Origin of the sequence: Sphingomonas sp. DG1-23 (genome assembly GCF_030730875.1) — a bacterium.
Classification (GTDB): Bacteria; Pseudomonadota; Alphaproteobacteria; order Sphingomonadales; family Sphingomonadaceae; genus Sphingomonas.
This window is the reverse complement of sequence record NZ_JAVAMA010000009.1, coordinates 33,879-55,803: the sequence shown is the minus strand read 5'-3', so window position 1 is coordinate 55,803 and position 21,925 is coordinate 33,879. Positions and strand designations below refer to the sequence as shown.

22 protein-coding genes and 1 tRNA gene are annotated in these 21,925 nt (G+C 67.2%); 12 read left to right on the top strand and 11 right to left on the bottom strand.

Annotation, left to right across the window (positions count from 1 at the left end; translation table 11 throughout):
- Positions 1-6: 6 nt before the first annotated feature.
- Both Q9Q95_RS14945 and Q9Q95_RS14940 read right to left on the bottom strand, forming a co-directional pair.
- Positions 7-81, bottom strand: a tRNA-Gln gene (locus Q9Q95_RS14945).
- Between the two features lie 23 nt (positions 82-104).
- The gene (locus Q9Q95_RS14940) at positions 105-1,202 is read right to left on the bottom strand and encodes a branched-chain amino acid aminotransferase (protein ID WP_306097935.1); all 1,098 of its coding nucleotides are present in this window, start codon (positions 1,200-1,202) and stop codon (positions 105-107) included.
- Between the two features lie 77 nt (positions 1,203-1,279).
- Here Q9Q95_RS14940 and Q9Q95_RS14935 point away from each other — a divergent pair, with 77 nt between their 5' ends.
- A complete protein-coding gene (locus Q9Q95_RS14935; RefSeq protein ID WP_306097934.1) occupies positions 1,280-1,759 on the top strand; it encodes a helix-turn-helix domain-containing protein in 480 nt (159 codons plus the stop codon).
- Positions 1,760-1,849: 90 nt separating this feature from the next.
- Here the strand turns inward: Q9Q95_RS14935 and Q9Q95_RS14930 are convergent, their stop codons facing one another.
- The 5 genes from Q9Q95_RS14930 to Q9Q95_RS14910 form a co-directional block, all read right to left on the bottom strand.
- Positions 1,850-2,458, bottom strand: a complete 609-nt coding sequence (locus Q9Q95_RS14930) for a hemerythrin domain-containing protein (RefSeq protein ID WP_306097933.1) — start codon at positions 2,456-2,458, stop codon at positions 1,850-1,852.
- Positions 2,459-2,678: 220 nt separating this feature from the next.
- Positions 2,679-3,473, bottom strand: coding sequence for a pyrroline-5-carboxylate reductase (locus tag Q9Q95_RS14925; protein WP_306097932.1), 795 nt, complete (start codon positions 3,471-3,473; stop codon positions 2,679-2,681).
- Positions 3,470-3,970: a YbjN domain-containing protein gene (locus Q9Q95_RS14920; protein ID WP_306097931.1), complete on the bottom strand. Its 501-nt coding sequence runs from the start codon at positions 3,968-3,970 to the stop codon at positions 3,470-3,472. Before Q9Q95_RS14920 ends, Q9Q95_RS14925 begins: the two co-directional genes overlap by 4 nt.
- A 121-nt stretch (positions 3,971-4,091) precedes the next feature.
- Positions 4,092-4,379 carry an accessory factor UbiK family protein gene (locus Q9Q95_RS14915; RefSeq protein WP_306097930.1) on the bottom strand — a complete coding sequence of 96 codons (288 nt, stop codon included), beginning with the start codon at positions 4,377-4,379 and terminating at the stop codon, positions 4,092-4,094.
- Between the two features lie 22 nt (positions 4,380-4,401).
- Positions 4,402-4,959: a TspO/MBR family protein gene (locus Q9Q95_RS14910; protein WP_306097929.1), complete on the bottom strand. Its 558-nt coding sequence runs from the start codon at positions 4,957-4,959 to the stop codon at positions 4,402-4,404.
- Between the two features lie 147 nt (positions 4,960-5,106).
- Between Q9Q95_RS14910 and Q9Q95_RS14905 the strand changes: the two genes are divergently transcribed.
- Entirely contained in the window at positions 5,107-5,499 is a 393-nt protein-coding gene (locus tag Q9Q95_RS14905; RefSeq protein WP_306097928.1) for a GFA family protein, read from the top strand.
- A 185-nt stretch (positions 5,500-5,684) separates the two neighbouring features.
- On the opposite strand, the gene Q9Q95_RS14900 is transcribed toward Q9Q95_RS14905, so the two are convergent.
- Complete coding sequence (locus Q9Q95_RS14900; protein WP_306097927.1) at positions 5,685-6,419, bottom strand: TlyA family RNA methyltransferase; 735 nt, start codon at positions 6,417-6,419, stop codon at positions 5,685-5,687.
- Positions 6,420-6,532: 113 nt separating this feature from the next.
- Here Q9Q95_RS14900 and Q9Q95_RS14895 point away from each other — a divergent pair, with 113 nt between their 5' ends.
- The 6 genes from Q9Q95_RS14895 (at position 6,533) to Q9Q95_RS14870 (ending at position 9,442) form a co-directional block, all read left to right on the top strand.
- On the top strand, positions 6,533-6,994 hold the full coding sequence (locus Q9Q95_RS14895) for a lysozyme (RefSeq protein WP_306097926.1): 462 nt from the start codon (positions 6,533-6,535) through the stop codon (positions 6,992-6,994).
- Positions 6,995-7,030: 36 nt separating this feature from the next.
- Positions 7,031-7,375, top strand: coding sequence for a DUF3140 domain-containing protein (locus Q9Q95_RS14890; RefSeq protein ID WP_306097925.1), 345 nt, complete (start codon positions 7,031-7,033; stop codon positions 7,373-7,375).
- A 52-nt stretch (positions 7,376-7,427) separates the two neighbouring features.
- Positions 7,428-7,802 carry a hypothetical protein gene (locus Q9Q95_RS14885; RefSeq protein WP_306097924.1) on the top strand — a complete coding sequence of 125 codons (375 nt, stop codon included), beginning with the start codon at positions 7,428-7,430 and terminating at the stop codon, positions 7,800-7,802.
- Positions 7,803-7,868: 66 nt separating this feature from the next.
- A complete protein-coding gene (locus tag Q9Q95_RS14880) occupies positions 7,869-8,282 on the top strand; it encodes a glycine zipper 2TM domain-containing protein (protein ID WP_306097923.1) in 414 nt (137 codons plus the stop codon).
- Between the two features lie 57 nt (positions 8,283-8,339).
- Positions 8,340-8,765, top strand: coding sequence for an OsmC family protein (locus Q9Q95_RS14875; protein ID WP_306097922.1), 426 nt, complete (start codon positions 8,340-8,342; stop codon positions 8,763-8,765).
- Between the two features lie 86 nt (positions 8,766-8,851).
- Positions 8,852-9,442 (top strand): alpha/beta hydrolase, encoded by a 591-nt coding sequence (locus Q9Q95_RS14870; protein WP_306097921.1) that lies wholly within the window; start codon positions 8,852-8,854, stop codon positions 9,440-9,442.
- A 6-nt stretch (positions 9,443-9,448) separates the two neighbouring features.
- Here the strand turns inward: Q9Q95_RS14870 and Q9Q95_RS14865 are convergent, their stop codons facing one another.
- The 3 genes from Q9Q95_RS14865 to Q9Q95_RS14855 all read right to left on the bottom strand — a co-directional run bounded on the left by Q9Q95_RS14865 (position 9,449) and on the right by Q9Q95_RS14855 (position 17,279).
- Complete coding sequence (locus Q9Q95_RS14865; protein WP_306097920.1) at positions 9,449-10,810, bottom strand: HlyD family type I secretion periplasmic adaptor subunit; 1,362 nt, start codon at positions 10,808-10,810, stop codon at positions 9,449-9,451.
- On the bottom strand, positions 10,807-12,540 hold the full coding sequence (locus Q9Q95_RS14860; RefSeq protein WP_371876779.1) for a type I secretion system permease/ATPase: 1,734 nt from the start codon (positions 12,538-12,540) through the stop codon (positions 10,807-10,809). Before Q9Q95_RS14860 ends, Q9Q95_RS14865 begins: the two co-directional genes overlap by 4 nt.
- A gap of 86 nt (positions 12,541-12,626) precedes the next feature.
- Positions 12,627-17,279, bottom strand: coding sequence for an Ig-like domain-containing protein (locus tag Q9Q95_RS14855; RefSeq protein WP_306097918.1), 4,653 nt, complete (start codon positions 17,277-17,279; stop codon positions 12,627-12,629).
- A gap of 426 nt (positions 17,280-17,705) precedes the next feature.
- On the opposite strand from Q9Q95_RS14855, the gene Q9Q95_RS14850 reads away from it, so the two are divergent.
- The 4 genes from Q9Q95_RS14850 (at position 17,706) to kdpB (ending at position 21,917) form a co-directional block, all read left to right on the top strand.
- Positions 17,706-17,960, top strand: a complete 255-nt coding sequence (locus Q9Q95_RS14850; RefSeq protein ID WP_306097917.1) for a hypothetical protein — start codon at positions 17,706-17,708, stop codon at positions 17,958-17,960.
- Positions 17,961-18,067: 107 nt separating this feature from the next.
- Complete coding sequence (kdpF, locus tag Q9Q95_RS14845; RefSeq protein ID WP_062116465.1) at positions 18,068-18,157, top strand: K(+)-transporting ATPase subunit F; 90 nt, start codon at positions 18,068-18,070, stop codon at positions 18,155-18,157.
- Positions 18,158-18,170: 13 nt separating this feature from the next.
- Positions 18,171-19,874, top strand: coding sequence for a potassium-transporting ATPase subunit KdpA (gene kdpA / locus Q9Q95_RS14840; RefSeq protein ID WP_306097916.1), 1,704 nt, complete (start codon positions 18,171-18,173; stop codon positions 19,872-19,874).
- Positions 19,875-19,886: 12 nt separating this feature from the next.
- A complete protein-coding gene (gene kdpB, locus Q9Q95_RS14835) occupies positions 19,887-21,917 on the top strand; it encodes a potassium-transporting ATPase subunit KdpB (protein WP_306097915.1) in 2,031 nt (676 codons plus the stop codon).
- The last annotated feature ends 8 nt before the right edge of the window (positions 21,918-21,925 follow it).

The window sequence follows — 21,925 nt, the reverse complement described above, 5'->3', positions numbered from 1 at the left end:
GGTTCCTGGCTGGGGCGGCAGGATTCGAACCTGCGAATGGCGGCATCAAAAGCCGCTGCCTTACCACTTGGCGACGCCCCAACGGGAAGCGGGCTTATAGGGCCTTAGAAGAGCCTTTCAACCCAGCCGTGCGGATCGGGCGAAGTTCCGCGCTGGATCGAGACGAGCCGCTCGCGCAACTGCTCGGTCAGCAGGCCCGGACCGCCGTTTCCGATCGTGAAGTCGAAGCCGCGGCCCTGCACCCGGCCGATCGGCGTGACCACCGCGGCGGTGCCGCAGGCGAACGCCTCGCGCAGCCGGCCGCTGGCGGCATCGGCCTTCCATTCGTCGAGGCTGTAGCGTTCCTCGCGCACGGTCACTCCGGTGTCGCGGGCGAGCGCCAGCAGCGATTCGCGGGTGATGCCGGGGAGGATCGTGCCGGTGAGCGGCGGAGTCTGGATCGAGCCGTCTTCGAAAACGAAGAAGACGTTCATCCCTCCCAGTTCCTCGACATAGCGATTCTCGGCCGCATCGAGGAACACGACCTGGTCGCAGTCATGCCCGATCGCCTCGGCCTGCGCGACGAGGCTCGCGGCGTAATTGCCGCCGCATTTGGCGGCGCCGGTGCCGCCCGGCGCGGCACGGGTGTAATGCTCCGAGACCCAGAGCGTGACCGAAGGCGCGCCGCCCTTGAAATAGGCGCCCGCCGGCGAAGCGATCACCATGTAGAGATATTCCTGCGCGGGGCGCACGCCGAGGAAGGTCTCGCTCGCGAACATGAACGGGCGCAGATAGAGCGAGGCGCCGTCGCCCTCGGGGATCCAGTTGCGATCGGTGCGGACCAGCTCGCGGATCGACGAAAGGAACAGCGCCTCGGGCAGCTCGGGCATCGCCATCCGCCGCGCGGACTCGGCGAAGCGGCGGGCATTGGCGTCGGCGCGGAACAGGGTCGCGCCGCCATCGGGCATGCGATAGGCCTTGAGCCCCTCGAATATCTCCTGCGCGTAATGGAGCACGGCGCAGGCGGGATCGAGCTGGATCGGGCGGCGCGGCTCGATCCGCGCATCGTGCCAGCCTTGGCCGGCGGTGTAGCGGATCACCGCCATGTGATCGGTGAAGATCTTGCCGAAGCCGGGATTGGCGAGGAGCGCGGCGCGGTCGGCTTCGGCCACCGGGCTGGCATGCGCCTCGAACTCGAAATCCAGGATCGTCGCGTCTTGCATTGCACCCTTCCAGACTCTGCCGGCCGAGCACCGGACCGGGTTGCGGAGGACTAGGCCGTGAGGCTAGAATGGTCAACATGGCTGCCCCAATTCCTGCCTCGCCGCTGTTCCTGCGCGAGCCCGAGATCCGCCGCGGCATCGAGCTGCTCTATTTCGGCTATGCCAACCTCACCCGATCGATCGATGCCGGGCTGGCCAAGCAGGGATTGGGCCGCGCGCATCACCGGGCGCTCTATTTCATCGCGCGCCAGCCCGATCTGACGGTGAGCGCTTTGCTGGCGATCCTCGGGATCACCAAGCAATCGCTTGGCCGCGTGCTGGGCGAACTGGCCGAGCGCGGGATGGTCGAGACGCGGACCGGCGAGCGCGACCGGCGCCAGCGCCTGTTGCGGCTGACCCACACCGGGGCCGCGCTCGAGGCCGAACTGTTCGAGGCGCTGCGCGAGAAGATGTCCGCGGCCTATTCGAGCGCCGGCCAGGGCGCGGTCGGCGGATTCTGGGCGGTGCTCGAGGGGCTGATGCCGGAGAGCGAGCGCAAGAGCGTTTCGGGAAGATAGTAGCCCCGTGCTCCTGCGAAAGCAGGAGCCCAGAGCCGCGAATCCAGTTCTTGTAATTCTGGGCTCCTGCTTTCGCAGGAGCACAAGCGATCAGGCGACCTTGAAGCCTTCCTTGTTCATCGTCGCGGTGAGCGCCTTGTTGCGCTCTTCGGACAGCTGGGTGCGCAGCATCGGGAAGAGGTGCATCTCCTCCTCCTGCATGTGCTTCTCGATGTCGGCGCGGAACTCGCGGACCTTGGCGATCCAGTCGGGCGAAGCGTTGGGGATATTCTCCAGCTCGTAGAGATATTGCTTCACATAGCCGTGCTCCTTGGTGAGCGCATCGGCGGCCTCGCGCTGGCCGATCTCGCGCAGCGCCGGATAGATCACATTCTCTTCCTCGACCGCATGCTTGAGCAAGGCATGCTTGAGGTGGGTAAGCAGCATCGAGCGCTTGATCGTATTATGCTCGTCGGTGGCCTCGATCGCGTCGAACACCTTGAGCGTCGCCTGATGCTCGACGACGAGCGCCTCGTCCCAATTGCCGGCCAGCGCGGTCGGCGCCTGCACCGCCGCCTTGCGGCCGAACATCGCGAGGATGCCGAGCGCCGCGCCACCCGCGACCGCGCCCGCGACCATGCCGAGATTGCCGCCGCCGCGCGAGGCTTTCGAACCGGTGAAGCGTCCCTGCTTGTCGCGCGTCGCTGTCGTGGTCGTCATCTTCCGCCTCCATGAATGTGAGTCGGAAGCAAAACAAACCGGCGCGGCGGGCGTTCCGGCGCGGAGTGCCCGAATAGGATTTGCCGCGTCCAATTTCACGGTTTGCACGGCAATTCGGCCATTTTGTTGCGCGATCCCGCAACAAAGTTACGTAGAGATCAACGGCGATCCGACGATGTCAAAGAGCATCGCGCAACATAGCACAAAAGGAGAACAAAGTCTATCCGCGGGCTTCGGCGGCCATTTCGGCGGTACGTCTCGCGGAAGCGGCAAGCGTCTCGTGCAGCAGCGCCTTCAGAGCATCGTCACGATCGAGCACATTGAGACCCTGCCGGGTCGACCCGCCGGGACTGGCGACGCGATCGGCAAGGACCGAGGGCGGCGCATCAGCCTGTGCCGCGAGCAGGCCGGAGCCTTCCACCGTGGCGATCGCGAGCCGCTGCGCCTGCTCCGCCGCGAAGCCGAGCGCGGTGCCCGCTTGGGCGAGCGCGTCGATGAAACGATAAACGAAAGCCGGACCGCAACCGGACAGCACGGTCCCGTTGTCGAACAGCGCCTCGTCCTCGATCCACTCGACCAACCCGAGCGGCGCCATCAGTGCATCGATCCCGTCGACCCGCGCACCGTGAAGCGCGACCACGCCCTTGCCGAGCGCGACCGGCAGATTAGGCATCGCGCGGACGATTGGATGGCCGGGGAAGCGCTCGGAAAGCGTCGCGACGTCCGCACCCGCGAGGATCGAGACCAGCGGCACACCCGACGGCATAGACCGCATCAAATCCGCAATATCGTCGAGCTGGTAGGGCTTGACGCCGAGCTGGACGAAATCCGGCGCGGGCTCGTCTGGAAAGGCCCTGCCCTGCCGCACTCCCTCGCGCAGTTCGCGATCGTGGCGATTGACGACGAAGACGTTCTCCGGCGCGACCGTGCCGCTGGCGATCCACTGCTGCAGCATCGCCCCGGCCATATTGCCGCAACCGACCAGCCAGAGCCGCAGCGGCCCGGCGGCGCTCACGCTTCGCCCTGCGTCTCGATCAGCGCGGAGGCGAGCGCATCCTGTGGAGTCTTGCCGCCCCACAGAACGAACTGGAAGACCGGGTAGAAGCGCTCGCACTCGTCGATCGCGCTTTCGACCAGCAATTCGGCCTGATCGAGGGTGAGCGTCTTTTCGGCGCCGTCGACCATCGCGGCGTGGCGGAAAAGCAGGATGCCGCTCGCCGACCAGAGTTCGAAATGGCCGATCCACAGCTGCTCGTTGACCAGCCCGATCGTCTCGTAGACGGCGGCGCGGCGATCGTCGGCGACGCGGATGTCGGGGAAGCCGAGGAACTGCAGCACGCCATCGTCCTCGCGCCAGATCGCGCGCAGCTCATATTCGGTCCAGCTGCCCTTGAACTTGGCGACGATCTCGTCGTCCTCGCGCTCATAGGACCAGCCATGCGCCGCGAAATAATTCTCGAGCATGTCGATCGGCGCGGCGTCGTCGCGGTCGAATTCGGCCTCGTCCAACATTCCTAACTCCACGCGCCGTGATTGGCTGAACAAAATCCTGCCAATCGTGTTCCGGAGGCACAAGCGCGCGGTTGGCAACCCTGTCGAAAAACTGTGGACAAACGGTCGTTAACCGGTGCGTTCAAATCTCTGCCTTCGGGGTCCTGGGGGCCTTGGCGGGCTGGGCGGCGAGCCTGGCCTCGAGCGCGTCGAGGCGCGCCTTGAGCGCGTCATTCTCGTCGCGTGCGGCCACGGCCATCGCCTTGACTGCCTCGAACTCGTCGCGCGCCACGAAATCGAGTCCGCCGATCCATTCGCGCGCACGCTCGCGGGTGACGCCTTCGGCCTCGCGCGCCATGCCGGCGACGGTGCCTGCCGCGCCGTTCACGAACTTGACGAAATCGTCGAACAGGCGGTTGTCGGTCTGCATCTCGGGCTTCCTAAAACGAACTTCAGCGGATCTCTATCTGGTCAACCGTGCGCGAAGGTACAAGGCTTTCGGCATTCGGGTTGAGCGCGTCGATCTGGTAGAGCAACACGAAGGCGAAGCCCAGCCATGCCAGATACGGCACCAGCAACAGCCCGGCGACCCGGCGCACGCGCCAGAACAACAGGATCGTGACCAGCACCAGCACCACCAGCGCGCCGATGATCAGCAGCGCGGTATCGACCTTGTGGAGCCCGAAAAATACCGGGGTCCAGGCGAGATTGAGTGCCAGCTGGACGACGAACACGAGCAAAGCCAGTCCGCGGCCGCGCGAGCCGCGCGCGTTGATCACCAGCGCCAGCGCGAGGCCCATCATGGCATAGAGGATCGTCCACGCGACTCCGAAGGCCCAGCCCGGCGGCATGATCTCGGGCTTGACCAGCTGGACGAACCACGGATTCTCGTCGCCGCTGGGGGCGAGCTTGCCCGAGGCGAAGCCGAGCAGCAGCATGAGCGGGACCGTCACCACCGCCCAGCGAAAATAGGCGAGGCGCAACTGACCTTTGGACGCGATCTCTCTCAACCCGGTTCTCCCTTGTCGACGCGTGAAACACGCGCCGCCCCCGGAACGATCCCCTAATCCAAAGTCTGCGCAGTCGCAAAGACGTTGGCGCCGGGTCGCGATACCGATCGTTGTTAGAAAATCGGACATCGGATCGGAGGAAATGGCGTGGATCAGGTCAAGGGCGGCTGCCTGTGCGGCGATGTGCGGATCGTGGCGCGCGGGAAGCCGTATCGGGTCGGGCTCTGCCATTGCCTCGATTGCCGCAAGCATCACGGCGCCCTGTTCTTCGCGGCGGCGATCTTTCCGGAGGAGGCGGTGACCGTGGAAGGCGAAACCCGCGATTATGCCGGGCGGCATTTCTGCCCGCGTTGCGGATCGTCGGTATTCGCGCGCTTCGGCGACGAGGTGGAAGTGCATCTGGGGACGCTGGATGCGCCGGACGGATTCGTGCCGAACTATGAGAATTGGACCGTCCGCCGCGAGGCGTGGCTGCCGCCCTTCCCGCTGGCGCGGCATTATCCGCGGGATCGGGAGGGGGATGGGCGAAGCGAGGGGTGAGGACCGCGATTTGCAACTCCTCCCCGAGCCGCTCGGGGAGGGGAACCAGCCGCAGGCTGGTGGAGGGGCGCGCCGCAAGGCGCGGACTCTCACCGCGAAGACCACGCCGCTGCGCGGCGCCCCTCCACCACCGCCTTCGGCGGCGGTCCCCCTCCTCGAGCTCGCTCGGGGAGGAGCTTGATCCCTCATCCCCGCACTGCCCCGATCAGGAATTCGACATTGCCTTCGGGGCCGGTGATCGGGCTCGGCGTGATGCCGAGCACCCGCCAGCCCTGCGCCGCCACCCAATCGGCGACTTCGCCGCAGACGCGGTCGTGAATCGCGGGGTCGCGGACCACCCCGCCCTTGCCGACTTCGCCGCGCCCGGCCTCGAATTGTGGCTTGATCAAAGCCGCCAGCCGCCCGTCCGCTTTGGCGAAGCGGAACGGGACTTCGAGCACCTTGGCGAGGCCGATAAAGCTGGCGTCGCAGACGATCAGGTCGACCGGCTCGGGGATGTGCGCTTCGGTGAGGATGCGCGCGCTGGTCTGTTCGTGGACCGTGACGCGCGGATCCTGGCGCAATTTCCAGGCGAGCTGATTGGTGCCGCTGTCGACCGCATAGACCCGTGCCGCGCCGCGGCTGAGCAGCACGTCGGTGAAGCCGCCGGTCGACGAGCCGACGTCGATCGCCACGGCGTGGGTCACGTCCCAGCCGAAATGATCGAGCGCGTGCGCCAGCTTGATCCCGCCGCGCGACACCCAGGGATGATCGCGGCCCTTGACGTCGAGCACCGCGTCTTCGGCGAGCTGCTGGCCAGGCTTGTCGACCTTGCGATCGCCATGGAAGACGAGCCCGGCCATGATCAGCGCCTGCGCGCGGGTGCGGCTTTCGACGAGCCCGCGGTCGACGAGCATCTGATCGGCGCGTTGCTTGGCCATAGGCCGCCTTTAGTCGCGCCGCGGCCCGCGCCGCAACTGCGCCCAGCACAAAGACGATGGTCAGCGCCGATCAAGTGATGCACAAATAGTACTCAACTTCGGGGGAGGTTTTCATGACGCCAGGTCCAGCTTGCATCGCGTTGATCCAGCAATTCGAAGGTTGCGCGAAGAAACAGGCGGACGGCAGCTTTGCCGCCTACCCCGATCCGGGGACCGGTGGCGATCCGTGGACGATCGGCTGGGGCACGACCGGCGCCGACGTCAAGCAGGGCGTGGTCTGGACCCAGCAGCAATGCGACGATCGACTGACCGCTGACATGACCAGCTTCGCCGCCAAGGTCGCGGCGGTGCTCGGCACGGCGCAGACGAGCCAGCACCAGTTCGATGCGCTGGTGAGCTTCGCCTACAATGTCGGAGTCGGCAACCTGTCGAGCAGCACCTTGCTCAAGCTGCACAAGGCCGGGGATTTCGCCGGCGCGGCACAGCAATTCGGGCGGTGGAACAAGGCCGCGGGCAAGGTGCTGCCCGGGCTGACCAGGCGGCGGGCCGCCGAAGCCGCCTTGTACGCGAGCTGATGCGGAACGTTTCGCGCGCTGCGGCGCTTGGGCCCGATGCCGAAACAAGATGACCATGCCGAGGTCTGGGCACGTTTCCACGAAGCGGTGAACATGGCGCCGGCAGAGATCGAGCAATGGCTCGAGACCGACGAAAGCCGCGCGGTGGGCTTCAAGCGCGACGGCGGCGAGAGCGTGGGCCACGCCTCGGGGCGGCGGATCGTGCAGATCTTGCGGACCAAGAAGGCCGAACTCGACGGCGGCGACTATGCGCATATGCGCAAAGTGGTCGGCTTCGTGCGGCGGCATCGCGCGCAGGGGCCGCATCAGGAGCACAAGATCCCGGGATCGCGCTGGCGCCATTCGCTGATGAACTGGGGGCACGATCCGCTGAAGGATTGAGGAACACGGCCCGCGGATGCCCGTTGAAGCGGGCGAACCGGAGGAAATCGCAATGGCAAGCAACAAGACGAAATCCGCGCCCCGCAAGCAACAGCGCAAGGCCGACGACTCCCGATCGACCGGCAAGGCGCTGGCGATCGGCACGCTGTCGATCGGCGCGGCACTCGGCGCGATCGCGGCAGGCGTGTTCGGATTGCGCAAGCTCGCCGCACGCGGCGGCGCCGGGCATGTCCCCACCGATCTGATGGGCGACACCCATCCCGGCCCGGAGGATCGCGCGCCGGTCGACTTTCGCCCCGATCCCACCGCGCCGATCCCGTCCAGCGAGCGCGACGCGTTCCGCCCGGCGCTGGCGGGCGCGGCGGCGCCGACTCTGGTCAAGGGCCAGGCGCGCGAGAATGCGCGGCTCGACGCGGCGCCCTCCTGAACGCGCAACTTTCGTGCCGGCGGAGCATTCTCCCGTTATCGAAAACAGATGCACGGGAGAGTAGATATGCGCGCCATCCTGTTGGGATTGCTGGCTGCGGGCACGCTCGCGGGTTGCGCCGACACCGGCTATGGGACGTCGGCCTATGACGGCGGCTATCGCAGCTATGACTGGAACCGGCCCGATCCGTCCTATGGCGGCTATCATGCCGACCGCTATTATCGCGACGACCGCCGCTATCGCGAACGTCGCCTGTCGCGCGACGAGCGCGTCTATCGCGGACAGGACGGGCGCTATTATTGCCGCCGCTCGGACGGGACGACCGGACTGATCGTCGGCGGCGTCGCCGGCGGCATCCTCGGCAACATCATCGCGCCGGGCGGTTCGGAGACGCTGGGAACGGTGCTCGGCGCCGTGGCCGGCGCCGCCGCGGGCTCCGCGGTCGACCGCGGGTCGAACAAGGACGTGCGCTGCCGTTGACTCACCGGAACGCGGCGGCATGCTGTCGCCGCGTTCCATTACCTATGGGGGATCGACATGACCACGCGTACCGCAACCGCGCGCTATCAAGGCTTCGGCAAGGACGGCAAGGGACGGCTCGACAGCCCCTCGGGCGTGCTCGAGGCGACTCCCTACAGCTTCAACACCCGCTTCGGCGACGAGAAGGGCACCAACCCCGAGGAATTGATCGCTGCGGCGCATGCTGGCTGCTTCACCATGGCGCTGAGCTTCGCGCTGGCCAAGGCCGGGTTCAGCGAAGGCAGCCTCGAGACCACTGCCGCGGTCAAGCTCGAGCAGCAGGGCGACGGCTTTGCGATCACCCATTCGGATCTGACGCTCAAGGCCGAGGTGCCCGGCATCTCGCAGGAGCAGTTCGACGCGCTCGCGGCGGGCGCCAAGGCGAACTGCCCGGTGTCGAAACTGCTCAACGCCGAGATCAGCCTGACTCATACGCTGGCTTGAGCGACGTCCGCGCCGAATCTCTACCAGAGCGATAGGAATCCGATCGCGAGCGGTGTATTGTAGCTCGCTTGCTGAAGGAGTGCGCCATGACCGCTGCGCTGACGCTTCCCGCCAACCTCTCGCTCGTCGAAATATCGGCGGCCGCCTCGGCACCGTGGCGCGACCTGTTCGCGGCGCCGACACAGGCGCATGTGCCGTATCGCGCGGGCACGCTTTCCGAACGCAACCTGTTGGGCGCGCGGCTCGATTCGGCAGTGACGACGGCACAGGGCGCGGTTCTGCTGGTGGCCGAGGGCGCCGGCTGCTTCGCCACCGCTTGGTGGGCGCGGCTCTCGCCTGCCTCTTATGTCTCGCGAGTCGCGGGGGCATTGTTCTTCGATCCGATCGAGGAGCAAGGCGAGAGCGTCGAGTCGCTGCTCGATACTTTCGCCTCGCCGCGCACGCGCCTGCCCTTCCCTTCCATCGTGCTCGGGCGCGACGACGGGCGCTCGCTGCTGGCCTCACGGGTCGCTGCGCTCGCCGACGGCTGGGGCAGCGGCGTGATCGCCGGATCGCGCAGCGACGCGGCGGGGCCGCTGCGGCGCACCCGCGGCATCATCGCCCGGTTCACGGCAGGCGTCGTGGCGCGCGAGGTCCGGACCGGGCGCGCGCTGGTCGGGCGAATGCGCGCGGTCTGACCGGGATCAATGCTCGCGGAACGAGGACCAGAAGCTGCCGAGAAGCGGCTCTAGCGCGTAATCGAGCGCAGTGCGCTTGCGCAGCGGGATCAGGATCTGCACCGGCATCCCGGCCCGCAGCGCGAAATCGCTGCCCCGCACGCCCTTGATCAGGCCCAATTGGTCGCGCGGCACGGTGATCTCGCCGGTGAAATAGCTGAGACCGCTCTTCTCGTCGACGAAGCTGTCGGCGGACAGGCGGGTGAGCTTGCCTTCGAGATTGGGCAGATTGCGCTCGTGCAGGCCCGAGAATTTGACGAGGGTGCGCTGCCCGACCGTGAGGTCGTCGGAATCTTCGGGAGCGATCCGCGCCTGGATCAGGAGCGGCGTGCGTTCGGGGACCACGTCCATCAGCTTCTGGCCGGGCGCGACGACGCCGCCGGGCGTGAACACCGACAGGCCGACCACCGCGCCGGTGGCGGGTGCGCGGATCGCCGTGCGTTCGAGCTGGTCGCGCGCCGCGGTCCAGCGCGGCAGCACGTCGCCGAGGCGAGTCTCGACGTCGCGCAGATCTGCGGCGCTGCGCTCGCGGAAGGTGCGTTCGGCCTCGAGCCCCTGGATCTCGCTCTCGCGTGCGGCGCCGCGGGTCTGGGCGACGCTGGCGGTGTATTGCCCGCGCTGCCCGATCAGCTCGGCGCGGGCGCGCTCGAGTTCGCGCATCCGGGTCGCCGAGACGAAGCCCTTGTCGGCGACCGGCTTGAGCGCGGCGATCTGCTCCTCGATCAGGCGGAGCTGCTCGGCGGCCGAGACTGCCTGCTCGCCATAGCCCCTGCCCTGCTCGCCCGACTGGGCGACGCGCTGGCCGAGCGCGCCGCGCTGCGCCGCGAGCACCGAGCTGCGCACCCGAAGCTCGGTCTGCTGGAGCCGCATCGCCGTGGCCGCCTCGCCGCGGTCCTCGGGCGACAGCGAGGCGAATTCGCGCGGCTGGACGATCTGGCTGTGCCCGAGCTGCTCAGCCTCGAGCCGCGCGCGCTGGGCGAGAAGCCGGATCGCCTGCGAGGCGAGCGCACGCTCCTGCGCCTGGACTTCGGCAGCGGCGAGCTGCACCAGCAACTGGCCGCGCTCGACCCGCTGGCCTTCGCGCACGTAGATCTTTCCGACCACCCCGCCATCGCGATGCTGGACCGACTGGCGCTGGCCCGACACGACGAGGGTCCCTTGCGCATAAGCGGCGGCATCGAGCCGCGCGAACGCCGCCCAGCCGAGAAAGACGACGAAGAACAAGGCCGCGATGATCGCGCCCGTGCGGATTTCGCCGCGCGGATCCGCGACCGGCGGCGTGGCCGCCACGGGCGCCCTGGTGGGCGACAGGAGAATGGGAGCGGTCATCCGCTTGCCTTTGCCGTGGGCGGCGTGACGCGCCGGAGATTGGGTGGAGCGATCTTGGGCAGCACTTCGTCGCGCGGGCCATAGAGCTCGGCGCGGCCTTCGCGGAGCACCAGCATCTTGTCGACCACCGGCAGGATGCCGAGCTTGTGCGAGACGATCAGGATGGTGCGCCCCTCGGCCTTGAGCGCGGCGAGCGCGGCGACCAGCGCGGCATCGCCTTCGCTGTCGAGGTGCGCATTGGGTTCGTCGAGGATCAGGATGCGCGGATCGCCGTAGATGGCGCGAGCCAGCGCGATGCGCTGCGCCTGCCCCGCCGAAACCCCGCGCCCGCCAAGCTTGAGCTGGTGATCATAGCCGTTCGGGAGCCGCCGGATCAGCGGATCGGCGCCGACCTTGCCCGCCGCCGCGACCACCGCCGCGTCGATCGTCGTCCGATCCTCGCCGAGCTCGCCGGCAAAGCGCGCAATATTCTCGGCGACCGACCCCGCGAACAACGCCGAATCCTGCGGCAGATAGCCGATATGGCGCGCGAGCTGCTCCGGATCCCAATCGCGGGTATCGGCGCCGTCGAGCCGGATCGTGCCGCGATCGGGCGGCAGCGCACCGGCGATCGCACGCGCCAGGGTCGACTTGCCCGCACCGCTGGGTCCGACGATCGCGACCACCTCGCCGGGCTCGATGCGCAGCGACACCGCATTCAGGATCGCGCCGTCGCGCGCCTCGTTGAGAACGGTCACGCCTTCGAGCACCACCGCGCCCTGCGGCGCCGGCAGGCGGGTCGGCTCGGGCTGGGCGATGGTCCCTTCGAGCAGGTCGTTGAGGTTGAGATAGCTCTGCCGCGCCTGGACGATCGTCTTCCACGTGCCGATGAGCTGCTCGATCGGCGCGAGCGCGCGCGCGATCAGGAAGGAGGCGGCGAAGATCGCGCCGCCCGAGATCAGATTGTCGACCGCGAGCAGCGCACCGAGCCCGAGCGCGAGTGACTGAAGTGCGAGCCGGGTGAACTTGGTGGCGGTGAGATAGCTTCCCGAAGCAAAGCTCGCCTCGGTCTGCGCTGCGAGCATCGCCTCGCGCTGGCGCAGCTGGCGCGCCACCATCGCGCGGCGCATGCCGAGAGCGCGGATGCTGTCGCTGGAGGCGAGCAATGCGTCCTGGTTCGCATAGGAAGTGCCGGCGATCTGCTGCGCGCGATCGAGGCGGCTGCGGGTGGCGCGTTCGTTCGCCCAGGCGATCAGCGGCAGGATCGCGCAGCCGAGGATCGCGACCAGCCCGATCCACGGATGCACGAGGAAGCAGACGAGGATGTAGATCGGCACCCATGGCGCATCAAACAATGCGAGGATACCCTGACCGGTCAGCGTACCGCGCATCGTATCGAATTCGCGTAGCGCCTGGCGCGCGACCGGCAGATCGGGCCGGCCCAGGGTCGCGTCGAGGATCAAAGGCGCGAGCGTCGCGTCGAGCTGGACCCCCGCGCGGACCAGCAGGCGCGTGCGGATACGATCGAGCAGCGACAATGTCGCCAGCGCGAACAGCAGCACCATGGTGAGGAAGGCGAGCGTCTGCACGCCCTGGGTGGGCACGACGCGGTCATAGACCTGCAGCATGTACAAGGTCGGCACGATGTAGAGCAGGTTGATCAGCGCGCTGAACAAAGCGGCCGAGACGAAGTGTCGCCTGCACAATGCAAGCGCCGCGCGCAGCGCGCCCATCGGTCGTTCAACGCGCATCGACATGGTCCATAACAAACAGTGCCCTACGACCGAAAAGGTCGCAGGACACTGCTTTGGCCTCGATTTTCAGCTTAGGCAAATGGTCAGAAGCCGTGGGCGAGATCGATCATGCGCGCGGCGTATACCTCGCCCGAGAAGCTGCCGCCGAGCGCCGAGCTGCCGCCCAGTCCGCCAAAAGCGTCCTGCACGCCAGCGGGATTGCCGTCGAGGCTGGGCTGATGCGTCGAATAATAATCCGGCGCGCCATATTTGACCTGGCCGGCATCGCTGACGCCGAGCAACGTTACGCTGCCCATGGTGAGCGAGAGGATGAGGTCGTTGACGCCGTCGCCGTTGACGTCCTGCACCCGGGTGCGGGTAACGCTGACTCCGTCGTCGAGGATGATCTGATCCTCGGCGGTGTTGAAGTCGTACACCGTGTCGTCCCCGAAGGTCGCGCCGAAGTGGAAGCTGTCGGCACCCGCCCCGCCCCACAATTTGTCATAGCCGTAGCTGCCCACCAGCACGTCGCGGCCGTTGCCGCCGAGCAGGCTATCGTCGCCGAGGTTGCCGAACAGCACGTCGTTGCCGTCGCCGCCGTCGATCTTGTCGTTGCCGAGACCGCCCGACAGCAGATCGTGGCCGCCGAGGCCGTTGATCGTGTCGTTTCCGAGGCCGCCGCCCCACAGGCGATCCTCGCCGGCGGTGCCGTTGATCGTCTCGGTGGCCCAGGTGCCGTTCACGGTGACGCCGTCGGCCACGCCGGTGATGGTGACGGTCATGGTGGCCGTGCTGGTCAGGCCATTCGCGTCGGTGACCGTGTAGGTGAAGTGATCGACCTGCGTCGCGCCGGGCGCGAGCATGTCGAACGCGTCATTGTCGGCGACGTACTTCAGCGTCTGGGTCGCCGCATCGAAGATCACGCTGCCGAGCGTGCCGCTGGTGTCCACCGACTGGATCGTCGGGGTCTGGCCGGCATCCGGATCGCTATCGTTGCCGAGCAGGGTCGACCACAGATTCGACGTGGTGGCGTCTTCGTCGACCGCGACCGAATCACCCGTTGCCACCGGCGCTTCGTTGACGTCGGTGACGGAGATCGCGAAGCTCTGCTGCGCGCTGAGCCCGCCGCTGTCGGTGACCTTGGCGATCAGATTGTAGGAAGCGACCGCCTCATGGTCGAACGGCGCGGTGGTGGTGATCACGCCGGTTGCGGCATCGATCGCGAACAGCCCCCCGGCATCGTCGACCAGCGAATAGATCAGCGTGTCGCCCGGGGTGTCGACCGCCGAGACAGTGCCGACCACGGTGCCCGCGGGCAGATTTTCGGCGACGCTGGTGTTGCTGAGCGCGACATCCTTCGGCGCCGCGCCGAGGCGGAGCAGCGCGACCTGCGCGTCGTGATCGGTCGGGCGGCTGCCGCCGAACTCGGCGTTCAGATGGACCGCGTCATATTGCGCATTGGTCACCAGCCCGCCGGTGACGAGGATGTTGTCGATCAGCTGCGCATTGCCGTTGAACATGTAGCTGTAGCGCTCCTCCTCGGGGAGGAGCGTGGCGAGATTGGTGAACACCCCGCCCTGCCCCGGATCGGTGTGCTGGGTTTGCGCCTGCTCGAAATAGAAGCCGTTCCAGTCGCCGAGCACGGCGATGTTGAGCGAGGGATCGTCGGCGAGATGCTCCTGCACCCACGCCTTGACCCCTGCCGCCTGCGCAGTGCGTGCGGCGTCGCCCGCATCGGCTGGGGGCTGGTTGTCCCCCCAGAGCGGATCGCTGCCGAGGCGCGAGGTGAGGTGGACGTTGATCGTGGTGATCGTCTGGCCGGCAAAGGCGAATTGCGCGACCAGCGGCTTGCGCGTGCCGTTATACGCCGCGCCGTCGATCAATTGGGCGCTGCCCTCGACATAGTCGACGCGGTCGATGTTGTAGAAATAGCCGTTGCGGATGTTGCCGCCACCCTCGCCGCCGGTCGAGCCGGTGGTGGTGGGGGCGATCTCGACATAGGCGTAGCGCTTGCCCGATTCGGCGAAGATCGCGTCGATCAGGCCTTGCGCAGTGACCGTGCCCGACAGGTTCGAGCCCGAGCCGGCGCCGTCGGCGTCCTGGATCTCCTGCGCCGCGATGATGTCCGGCGCGCCGAGATTATAGACGATGTCATGGGCGAGGATGTCGAACTTGTTGTCCGAAGCGTCGAGATTCTCGAGATTGTAGGTGGCGATCGACAGGTTGTTGGCGTCGCCGTGAAGACTGGTCTCCTCGCGAGTCAACGTCTCGTCCCTGGTGACCGTGACGGCTTCGGTGACGACCACTTCGTAATTCTCGAAGGCGTAATTGACCACGCCGGTGACGCTGCTCAGTTGATCGCCGATGCTGTAGCCCGGGGTGAAGCCGGCGAAGATCCCGCTATCGTCGTCGATCTGGATCTTCTCGGGGTTATAGTCGGCGACGCCTTCGCTGCCCGGCGAGATGGTGATGCCGCCGCGATCATTGACTCCGCTCGCACCGGTACCGTGCGAGGCGACCACGTCGGTCTCGCCGAACTCGTTGGTGTTCGACACGGCCTGCGGCGCGTCGATCGTGACCCGCATGCCTTCGAGCGATTCCCAGAAGTCGATTCCGTCGGTGGCGGGATCGTAGCTGGTCAGGCCGTCATTATCGATCGCCTCGGCCGGGGGCAGCACGCCGTTCGCGCCGATCAGCACCGCGCCGGGCAACGCATTGCCATGGCTGTCGACGGTGACCGTCGGCGCGACGATCTCGGTCAGGCTGAGGCTGGCGGTGCTTCCGGCGAACTCGGCGACCGAACCGCGGACCGACACGCCGTCGCCGACCACGACGCCGGGGGCGGTGTTGGTGAAGACGAACACCGCGTCCGAGGTGCGGGCATTGCCGTCGCCGGTGGCCGACTGGAGATAGAAGCCGTTGGTGTCGACCGCAGTGACGATGCCGGTGGTGAGCACGGTCTGGCCGACATAGGCCGAGGCATGGCCTTCGCCCTGGATCTGGCTGATCGTCAGCGCGATCGGGTCGTCGTTGGTGATCGTGCCGATCGCGGCGGCATCGTCGATCACGACATTGCCGGTGGTCGCGCCGAGGCTGACCGACAGCGTCTCGTTGGGCTCGCCGACAAGGTCGCCCTTGACCGCCACGACGATCTGCTTGGTGAATTCGCCGGGGGCGAAGCTGACCGTGCCGGCGAGGATCGCGCCGGGGGCGAGATCGTCGGCAGTGGCGGTGCCGTCGAGGTTGATGGCATATTCCACGCTCGCAGCGTTCGCGCTGCCGCCGGCGCGGCTGACGGTGAAGACGAGGTTCGACGTGCCGCTATTGCCCTCGATCACCTGCGCGTCGCCGATGCGGATATGGCTCGGGCCGTTGGCCGGCAGGAAGGTCTGGCCGCTGTTGAGGCTGCCGAAGCTGTCGTCCGAAGCGGCCGCCCAGCTGAAATCGCCCGCGCTCGAGCCATTGCCTTCGAGCTGGAGCGACAGGCCGACGCCCGGTGCCGGCTCTTCGCTGACCCCGATATCGGTGCTGGTCACGCCCGCGGCCGGGGTGCCCGCCGCGGCGGTGAAGGTGCCTTCCCACGACAACAGCTGGATCACCGTGCCGTCGGGGGCGATCAACGCTACGCCGTCGGCAGCGCCGTTCTGGAGGCCGTTGACCGGATAGTTGAACGCGACCGCGCCGAAGCCATTGCCTTCGTCGTCGATCACGCCGGTTAGGTTGGTGGTGGTGTAGACCGGCGCGGATTCGGGGGCGTTGCTGCCGTTGTAGAGAACGAGCTTGTAGCCGCTGAGATCGGTGCCCGCGACGCCGGCGATCTCGATCGCCTCGCCGACATCGGTGCCGGCATTGTCGTAATGGATCTCGTTGATGAACACATTGGCGACCGGCGCGGGCGGTGCAGCATCGTCGTTGGTGATCGTGCCGGTGGCGACGGCGTCGCCGAGCGTGGCGCCACCCTGCGGGGCGCTGAGCGTGACGGTGAAGCTCTCGTCGCCCTCGAAGCCGGTGTCGCCCTGCACCGGCAGGCGGATCTCGGCGGTGGTCGCGCCGGCGGCGAAGCTCACCGTGCCGGTCGCGGTGAAGCCGCTGCCGAAGTCGCTCGCATCGGTGCCGCCGAGCGTGACGGTCCACGTCGCCGAGACGGCGCCGGCGCTGCCGTCGGCGCGGGTGACGGTAAACACGATGTCGTGGGTGCCGCTATCGCCCTCGGCCGTGGTCGCGTCGGCGATGTTGAGCGTGCCCGGCTGGGGCGGAACCACGCCGGCGAAACTCTGGCCGGCATTGACGCCGCCGGGAGTGTCGTCGCCGATCAGCGCCCAGTGGAAATCGGCGGCGGTGGTGCCGCTGCCGACGAGGCCGATCGAGGTGCCCGATGCCGAGCCGCTCTCGGAGACGCCGACATTGGTGCTGGTCAGGCCCGCTGCGGGACCGTTTGCGGCGACGAAGCTGCCTTCATAGCTGAGGAACTGGACGACGTTGCCGTCGGGATCGATCAGGGCGATGCCGTCGGGCGCACCATTCTGGACGCCGTCCGGGCCGTAGGTGACGCTGCGGGTGCCGAAGCCGTTCTGCTGATCGGCGATCGTGCCGGCGAGCGAAACCGTGCTGTAGCTCTGGCCGTTCGCGCCATTGTAGAGGACGACCTTCCAGCCGGTGAGGTCGGTCCCGGCGGCGCCGGCGATCTCGACGAATTCGCCGCTATCGGCGCCGGCATTGTCGTAGTGGATCTCGTTGATGAACACGTTGGCAGCCATGATCGATCCTTTGGGCAACGGTCACGCGCCGGACCGGCGCCATGACGAAGACAATGCGAGGGGAATACGCTGGAACTGCCGCCCCGCTACGTGGCGATCATGACAGCAACATTGCGTCGCTCAATGTGCTTGTGCCGGGATCGGACAATTTGCGCGATTATCTGTGGATAGACTTGCCGCACCGACCCTGCCGCCCGACGGAAGAGAGCGGCCACTGTCCCAAAATGGTCGCTGACTTCGGTGGTTGACGGGACGGACCGGCGGTCCCGGCGCGGCACGCCCTCGCCGCCTCGAGCGCCTCCTATATGCAAATACTATGGAAAGGACGGCGTGTCGGCCTCGATACTCTACGCCGGCAGGGCCTAATCGGCTCCCCTCACGAATGCGCGCGAATCCACGCGCCCGCATCATCATGGGGGAATGTAGATGAAGTTCGTCACGGCCCCTGGGGCCGCCATCACCGTCTCGAGCGCAGCGGTTTCCGCCCCTGCCGCGGCACAGGAGGCCGCACAGGCCGACGCGGCGCCCGCTGACCGTCAGCGGATCGGCGACAATGGCTTCCGACTATCGTTTTCGCGGACTCTCGCAGACCGACAACAGCCGAGCTTCAGCAAGGGACAGGACGGCAGCGGTTCGAATGCCGGCGGCACCGGCCTCGTCTCGCGCACCGCATCCTTCTGACCGGGAGAGAATCATGCAGAACCTGCTCTGGATCGGCATCATGGGAGGGCTGCTGGCGCTGACCCTCGCTTATGCCCGCCTGTGCGACAAAGCCTGAGGCGCCGGCGATGACCCTCGATCTCTGGCTGGCCGCGCTGACCGCGCTCGGCCTCCTCCTTTACCTGGTGGCGGTGCTCGTCCGCCCCGAACGCTTCTGAAGGGAGCGGAACCATGACGATTCAGGGCTGGATCCTGATCCTGGGATTCACGGCGATCCTGCTGGCGCTCACCAAACCAACGGGCGCCTGGCTCTTCGCACTCTATGAAGGGCGCCGCACCGCCCTGCACGGCGTGCTCGGTCCGGTCGAGCGCGGCTTCTACAGGCTGGCGGGAATCGATCCCGCCGCCGAGCAGAGCTGGCGGCGTTACGCGGTGCACATGCTGATCTTCAACGCGGTGCTGATGTCGTTCACTTATGCGGTGCTGCGTTTGCAGGGAGTGCTGCCCGGCAATCCGCAGGGGCTCGCCGGGGTCGGCGAACCTCTCGCGTTCAATACCGCGATCAGCTTCACGGCGAACACCAACTGGCAGAGCTATGGCGGTGAATCGACCATGTCGAATCTCAGCCAGATGCTGGGCCTGACCATTCACAACTTCTTGTCGGCGGCGACGGGAATCGCACTCGCCTTCGCGCTGTTTCGCGGCTTCGCGCGGCGTTCAATGGCAACAATCGGCAATTTCTGGGCCGACTGCACCCGCGTCACGCTCTATCTGCTGCTGCCGCTCTGCGTCGCTCTCACGCTCTTCTACATCGCCAGCGGCGTCCCGCAGACGCTGTCGGGAGTTGTCGAGGTCAACACGCTCGAGGGCGCCAGACAGTCGATCCTGCTCGGGCCGGTGGCCAGCCAGGAGGCGATCAAGATGCTCGGCACCAACGGCGGCGGCTTCTTCAACGCCAATTCGGCGCATCCTTTCGAGAATCCGAACGCGCTGACCAATCTCGTGCAGATGCTGTCGATCTTCGTGATCGGCTTCGGCCTCACCTGGACGTTCGGCAGGGCCGTCGGCAACACGCGCCAGGGCTGGGCGATCCTCTCGGCGATGGTGATCCTGTTCCTCACCGGCACGACGATCGCCTATTGGCAGGAGGCCGCGGGCAACCCCGTGCTCCACAATCTCGGCGTCGCCGGGGGCAATATGGAGGGCAAGGAAGTCCGCTTCGGCATCGCCGCGAGCGCGCTCTTCTCGGTGGTGACCACCGCCGCTTCCTGCGGCGCCGTCAATGCGATGCACGACAGCTTCACGGCACTGGGCGGGATGATCCCGCTGCTCAACATGCAGCTGGGCGAAGTCGTGATCGGCGGCGTCGGCGCTGGCATCTACGGCTTCCTGCTGTTCGCCATCCTCGCGGTGTTCGTCGCGGGACTGATGGTGGGGCGCACTCCCGAATATGTCGGCAAGAAGATCGAGGCGCGCGAGGTCAAGCTCGCGGTGCTCGCCATCGCCATCCTGCCGCTGGTCATCCTCGGGTTCACCGCATTGTCCTCGGCGACCGAAGCGGGTCTCGCCGGCCCCCTCAACAAGGGACCGCACGGCTTCTCGGAGATACTCTATGCCTTCACCAGCGGCGTCGCGAACAATGGTTCGGCCTTTGCGGGCCTGACCGCCAACACGCCCTGGTATAACGGGTTGCTCGGCGTCGCGATGTGGCTCGGCCGGTTCTTCGTCATCGTGCCGATGCTGGCAATCGCCGGCAGCCTCGCCGCCAAGAAATACACCCCTGCAAGCGCCGGCTCGTTCCCGACCACCGGCGGCCTATGGGTCGGCCTGCTCGTCGGGATCATCCTGATCCTGGGCGGCCTCACTTTCCTGCCGGGCATCGCGCTCGGCCCCATCGCCGATCATCTCGCGATGATCGGCGGCCAAACATTCTGACGGGAGCGCCCAATGGCTCGCACCGCGACAAAATCGCTGTTCACGGCGGATCTGATCGTTCCGGCGATCAGGGACGCCTTCAGGAAACTCGACCCCAGGGAGCTCGTCCGCAATCCGGTGATGTTCGTCACCGCCTGCGTGGCGCTGCTGCTCACCATCCTCATCCATTTCGGCGGAGACGGCCTGTCGCTCGGCTTCAAGGCCCAGCTCGTCGTCTGGCTGTGGCTCACGGTTCTCTTCGGCACCTTCGCCGAGGCGCTTGCCGAAGGCCGCGGCAAGGCGCAGGCCGCGAGCCTGCGCGCCACCAAGGCCGAGCTGACCGCGAAGAAGCTCAAGGACGGCCGCACGCAGCAGGTGCCCGCCAGCCAGCTCCGCGCCGGGGACGTGGTCCTCGTCGAGACCGGCGATCTGATCCCCGCAGACGGCGAAGTGATCGCAGGTGTCGCCTCGGTCAACGAAGCGGCGATCACCGGCGAAAGCGCGCCGGTGATCCGCGAGGCGGGCGGCGATCGCTCGGCGGTCACCGCCGGCACGCGCATCATCTCGGACGCGATCAAGGTGCGCATCACCGTGGATCCGGGCCAGGGCTTTCTCGACCGCATGATCGCGCTTGTCGAAGGCGCCGAGCGGCAGAAGACGCCGAACGAGGTCGCGCTCACCATCCTGCTGGTCGGCCTGACGATCATCTTCCTGATCGCCGTCGCGACCATTCCCGGCTTCGCCAGTTATGCCGGCGGCAGCATCCCGGTGGCGATTCTCGCCGCGTTGCTGATCACCCTGATCCCGACCACGATCGCCGCATTGCTTTCCGCGATCGGGATCGCGGGGATGGACCGGCTGGTCCGCTTCAACGTGCTCGCCAAGTCGGGACGCGCGGTCGAGGCGGCAGGCGATGTCGACGTGCTGCTGCTCGACAAGACCGGCACGATCACGATCGGCGACCGTCAGGCGAGCGCGTTCCGACCGGTCGGCGGCGCCACGTCCCAGGAGCTCGGCGAGGCCGCGCTGCTCGCCAGCCTCGCCGACGAGACTCCCGAGGGACGCTCGATCGTGGCGCTGGCCCGCGAAACGCTGGGCGTCGCCACCGGCGCGCTGCCCCGGCAGGCCGAAGTGATCCCGTTCACCGCACAAACCCGCATCTCCGGCGTCAAGCTCGACGGTTCGCTGATCCAGAAGGGCGCGGTCGATTCGGTGCTGCGTGCCAATCCGGGTGCGGGGGAAACCGCGGCCGCCACCGAGCTGCGCCGGGTGACCGACGAGATCGCGCGCGCCGGCGGCACTCCGCTCGCAGTGGCGCGGGACGGCCGCCTGCTCGGCGCAATCTTCCTCAAGGACGTGGTCAAGGCCGGCATCCGCGAGCGCTTCGGCGAATTGCGCGCGATGGGCATCCGAACGGTGATGATCACCGGCGACAATCCCCTCACCGCCGCAGCGATCGCGGCAGAAGCCGGAGTCGACGATTTTCTCGCCCAGGCGACTCCCGAGGACAAGCTCGCGCTGATCCGCAAGGAGCAGCAAGGCGGGCGGCTGGTGGCGATGTGCGGAGACGGCACCAACGATGCTCCCGCCCTCGCCCAGGCCGATGTCGGCGTGGCGATGAACACCGGCACGCAGGCGGCGCGCGAGGCGGGCAACATGGTCGATCTCGACAGCGATCCGACCAAGCTCATCGAAGTGGTCGGCCTCGGGAAACAGCTGCTGATGACTCGCGGCGCGCTGACGACCTTCTCGGTCGCCAACGACGTGGCGAAGTATTTCGCGATCATTCCCGCGATGTTCGTCGTGCTCTATCCGGACCTCGGCGTGCTCAACGTGATGGGGCTGGCGTCGCCCGAGAGCGCGATCCTCTCGGCGATCATCTTCAACGCGCTGATCATCCCGCTGCTCGTGCCGCTGGCATTGAAGGGCGTCGCCTATCGGCCGATGGCCGCCGGCCCGCTGCTCGCCCGCAATCTCGCCGTCTACGGTCTCGGCGGCCTCGTCGCGCCGTTCATCGGCATCAAGGTCATCGACCTGGCCGTGACCGGTCTCGGTCTCGCCTGAGGAGCATT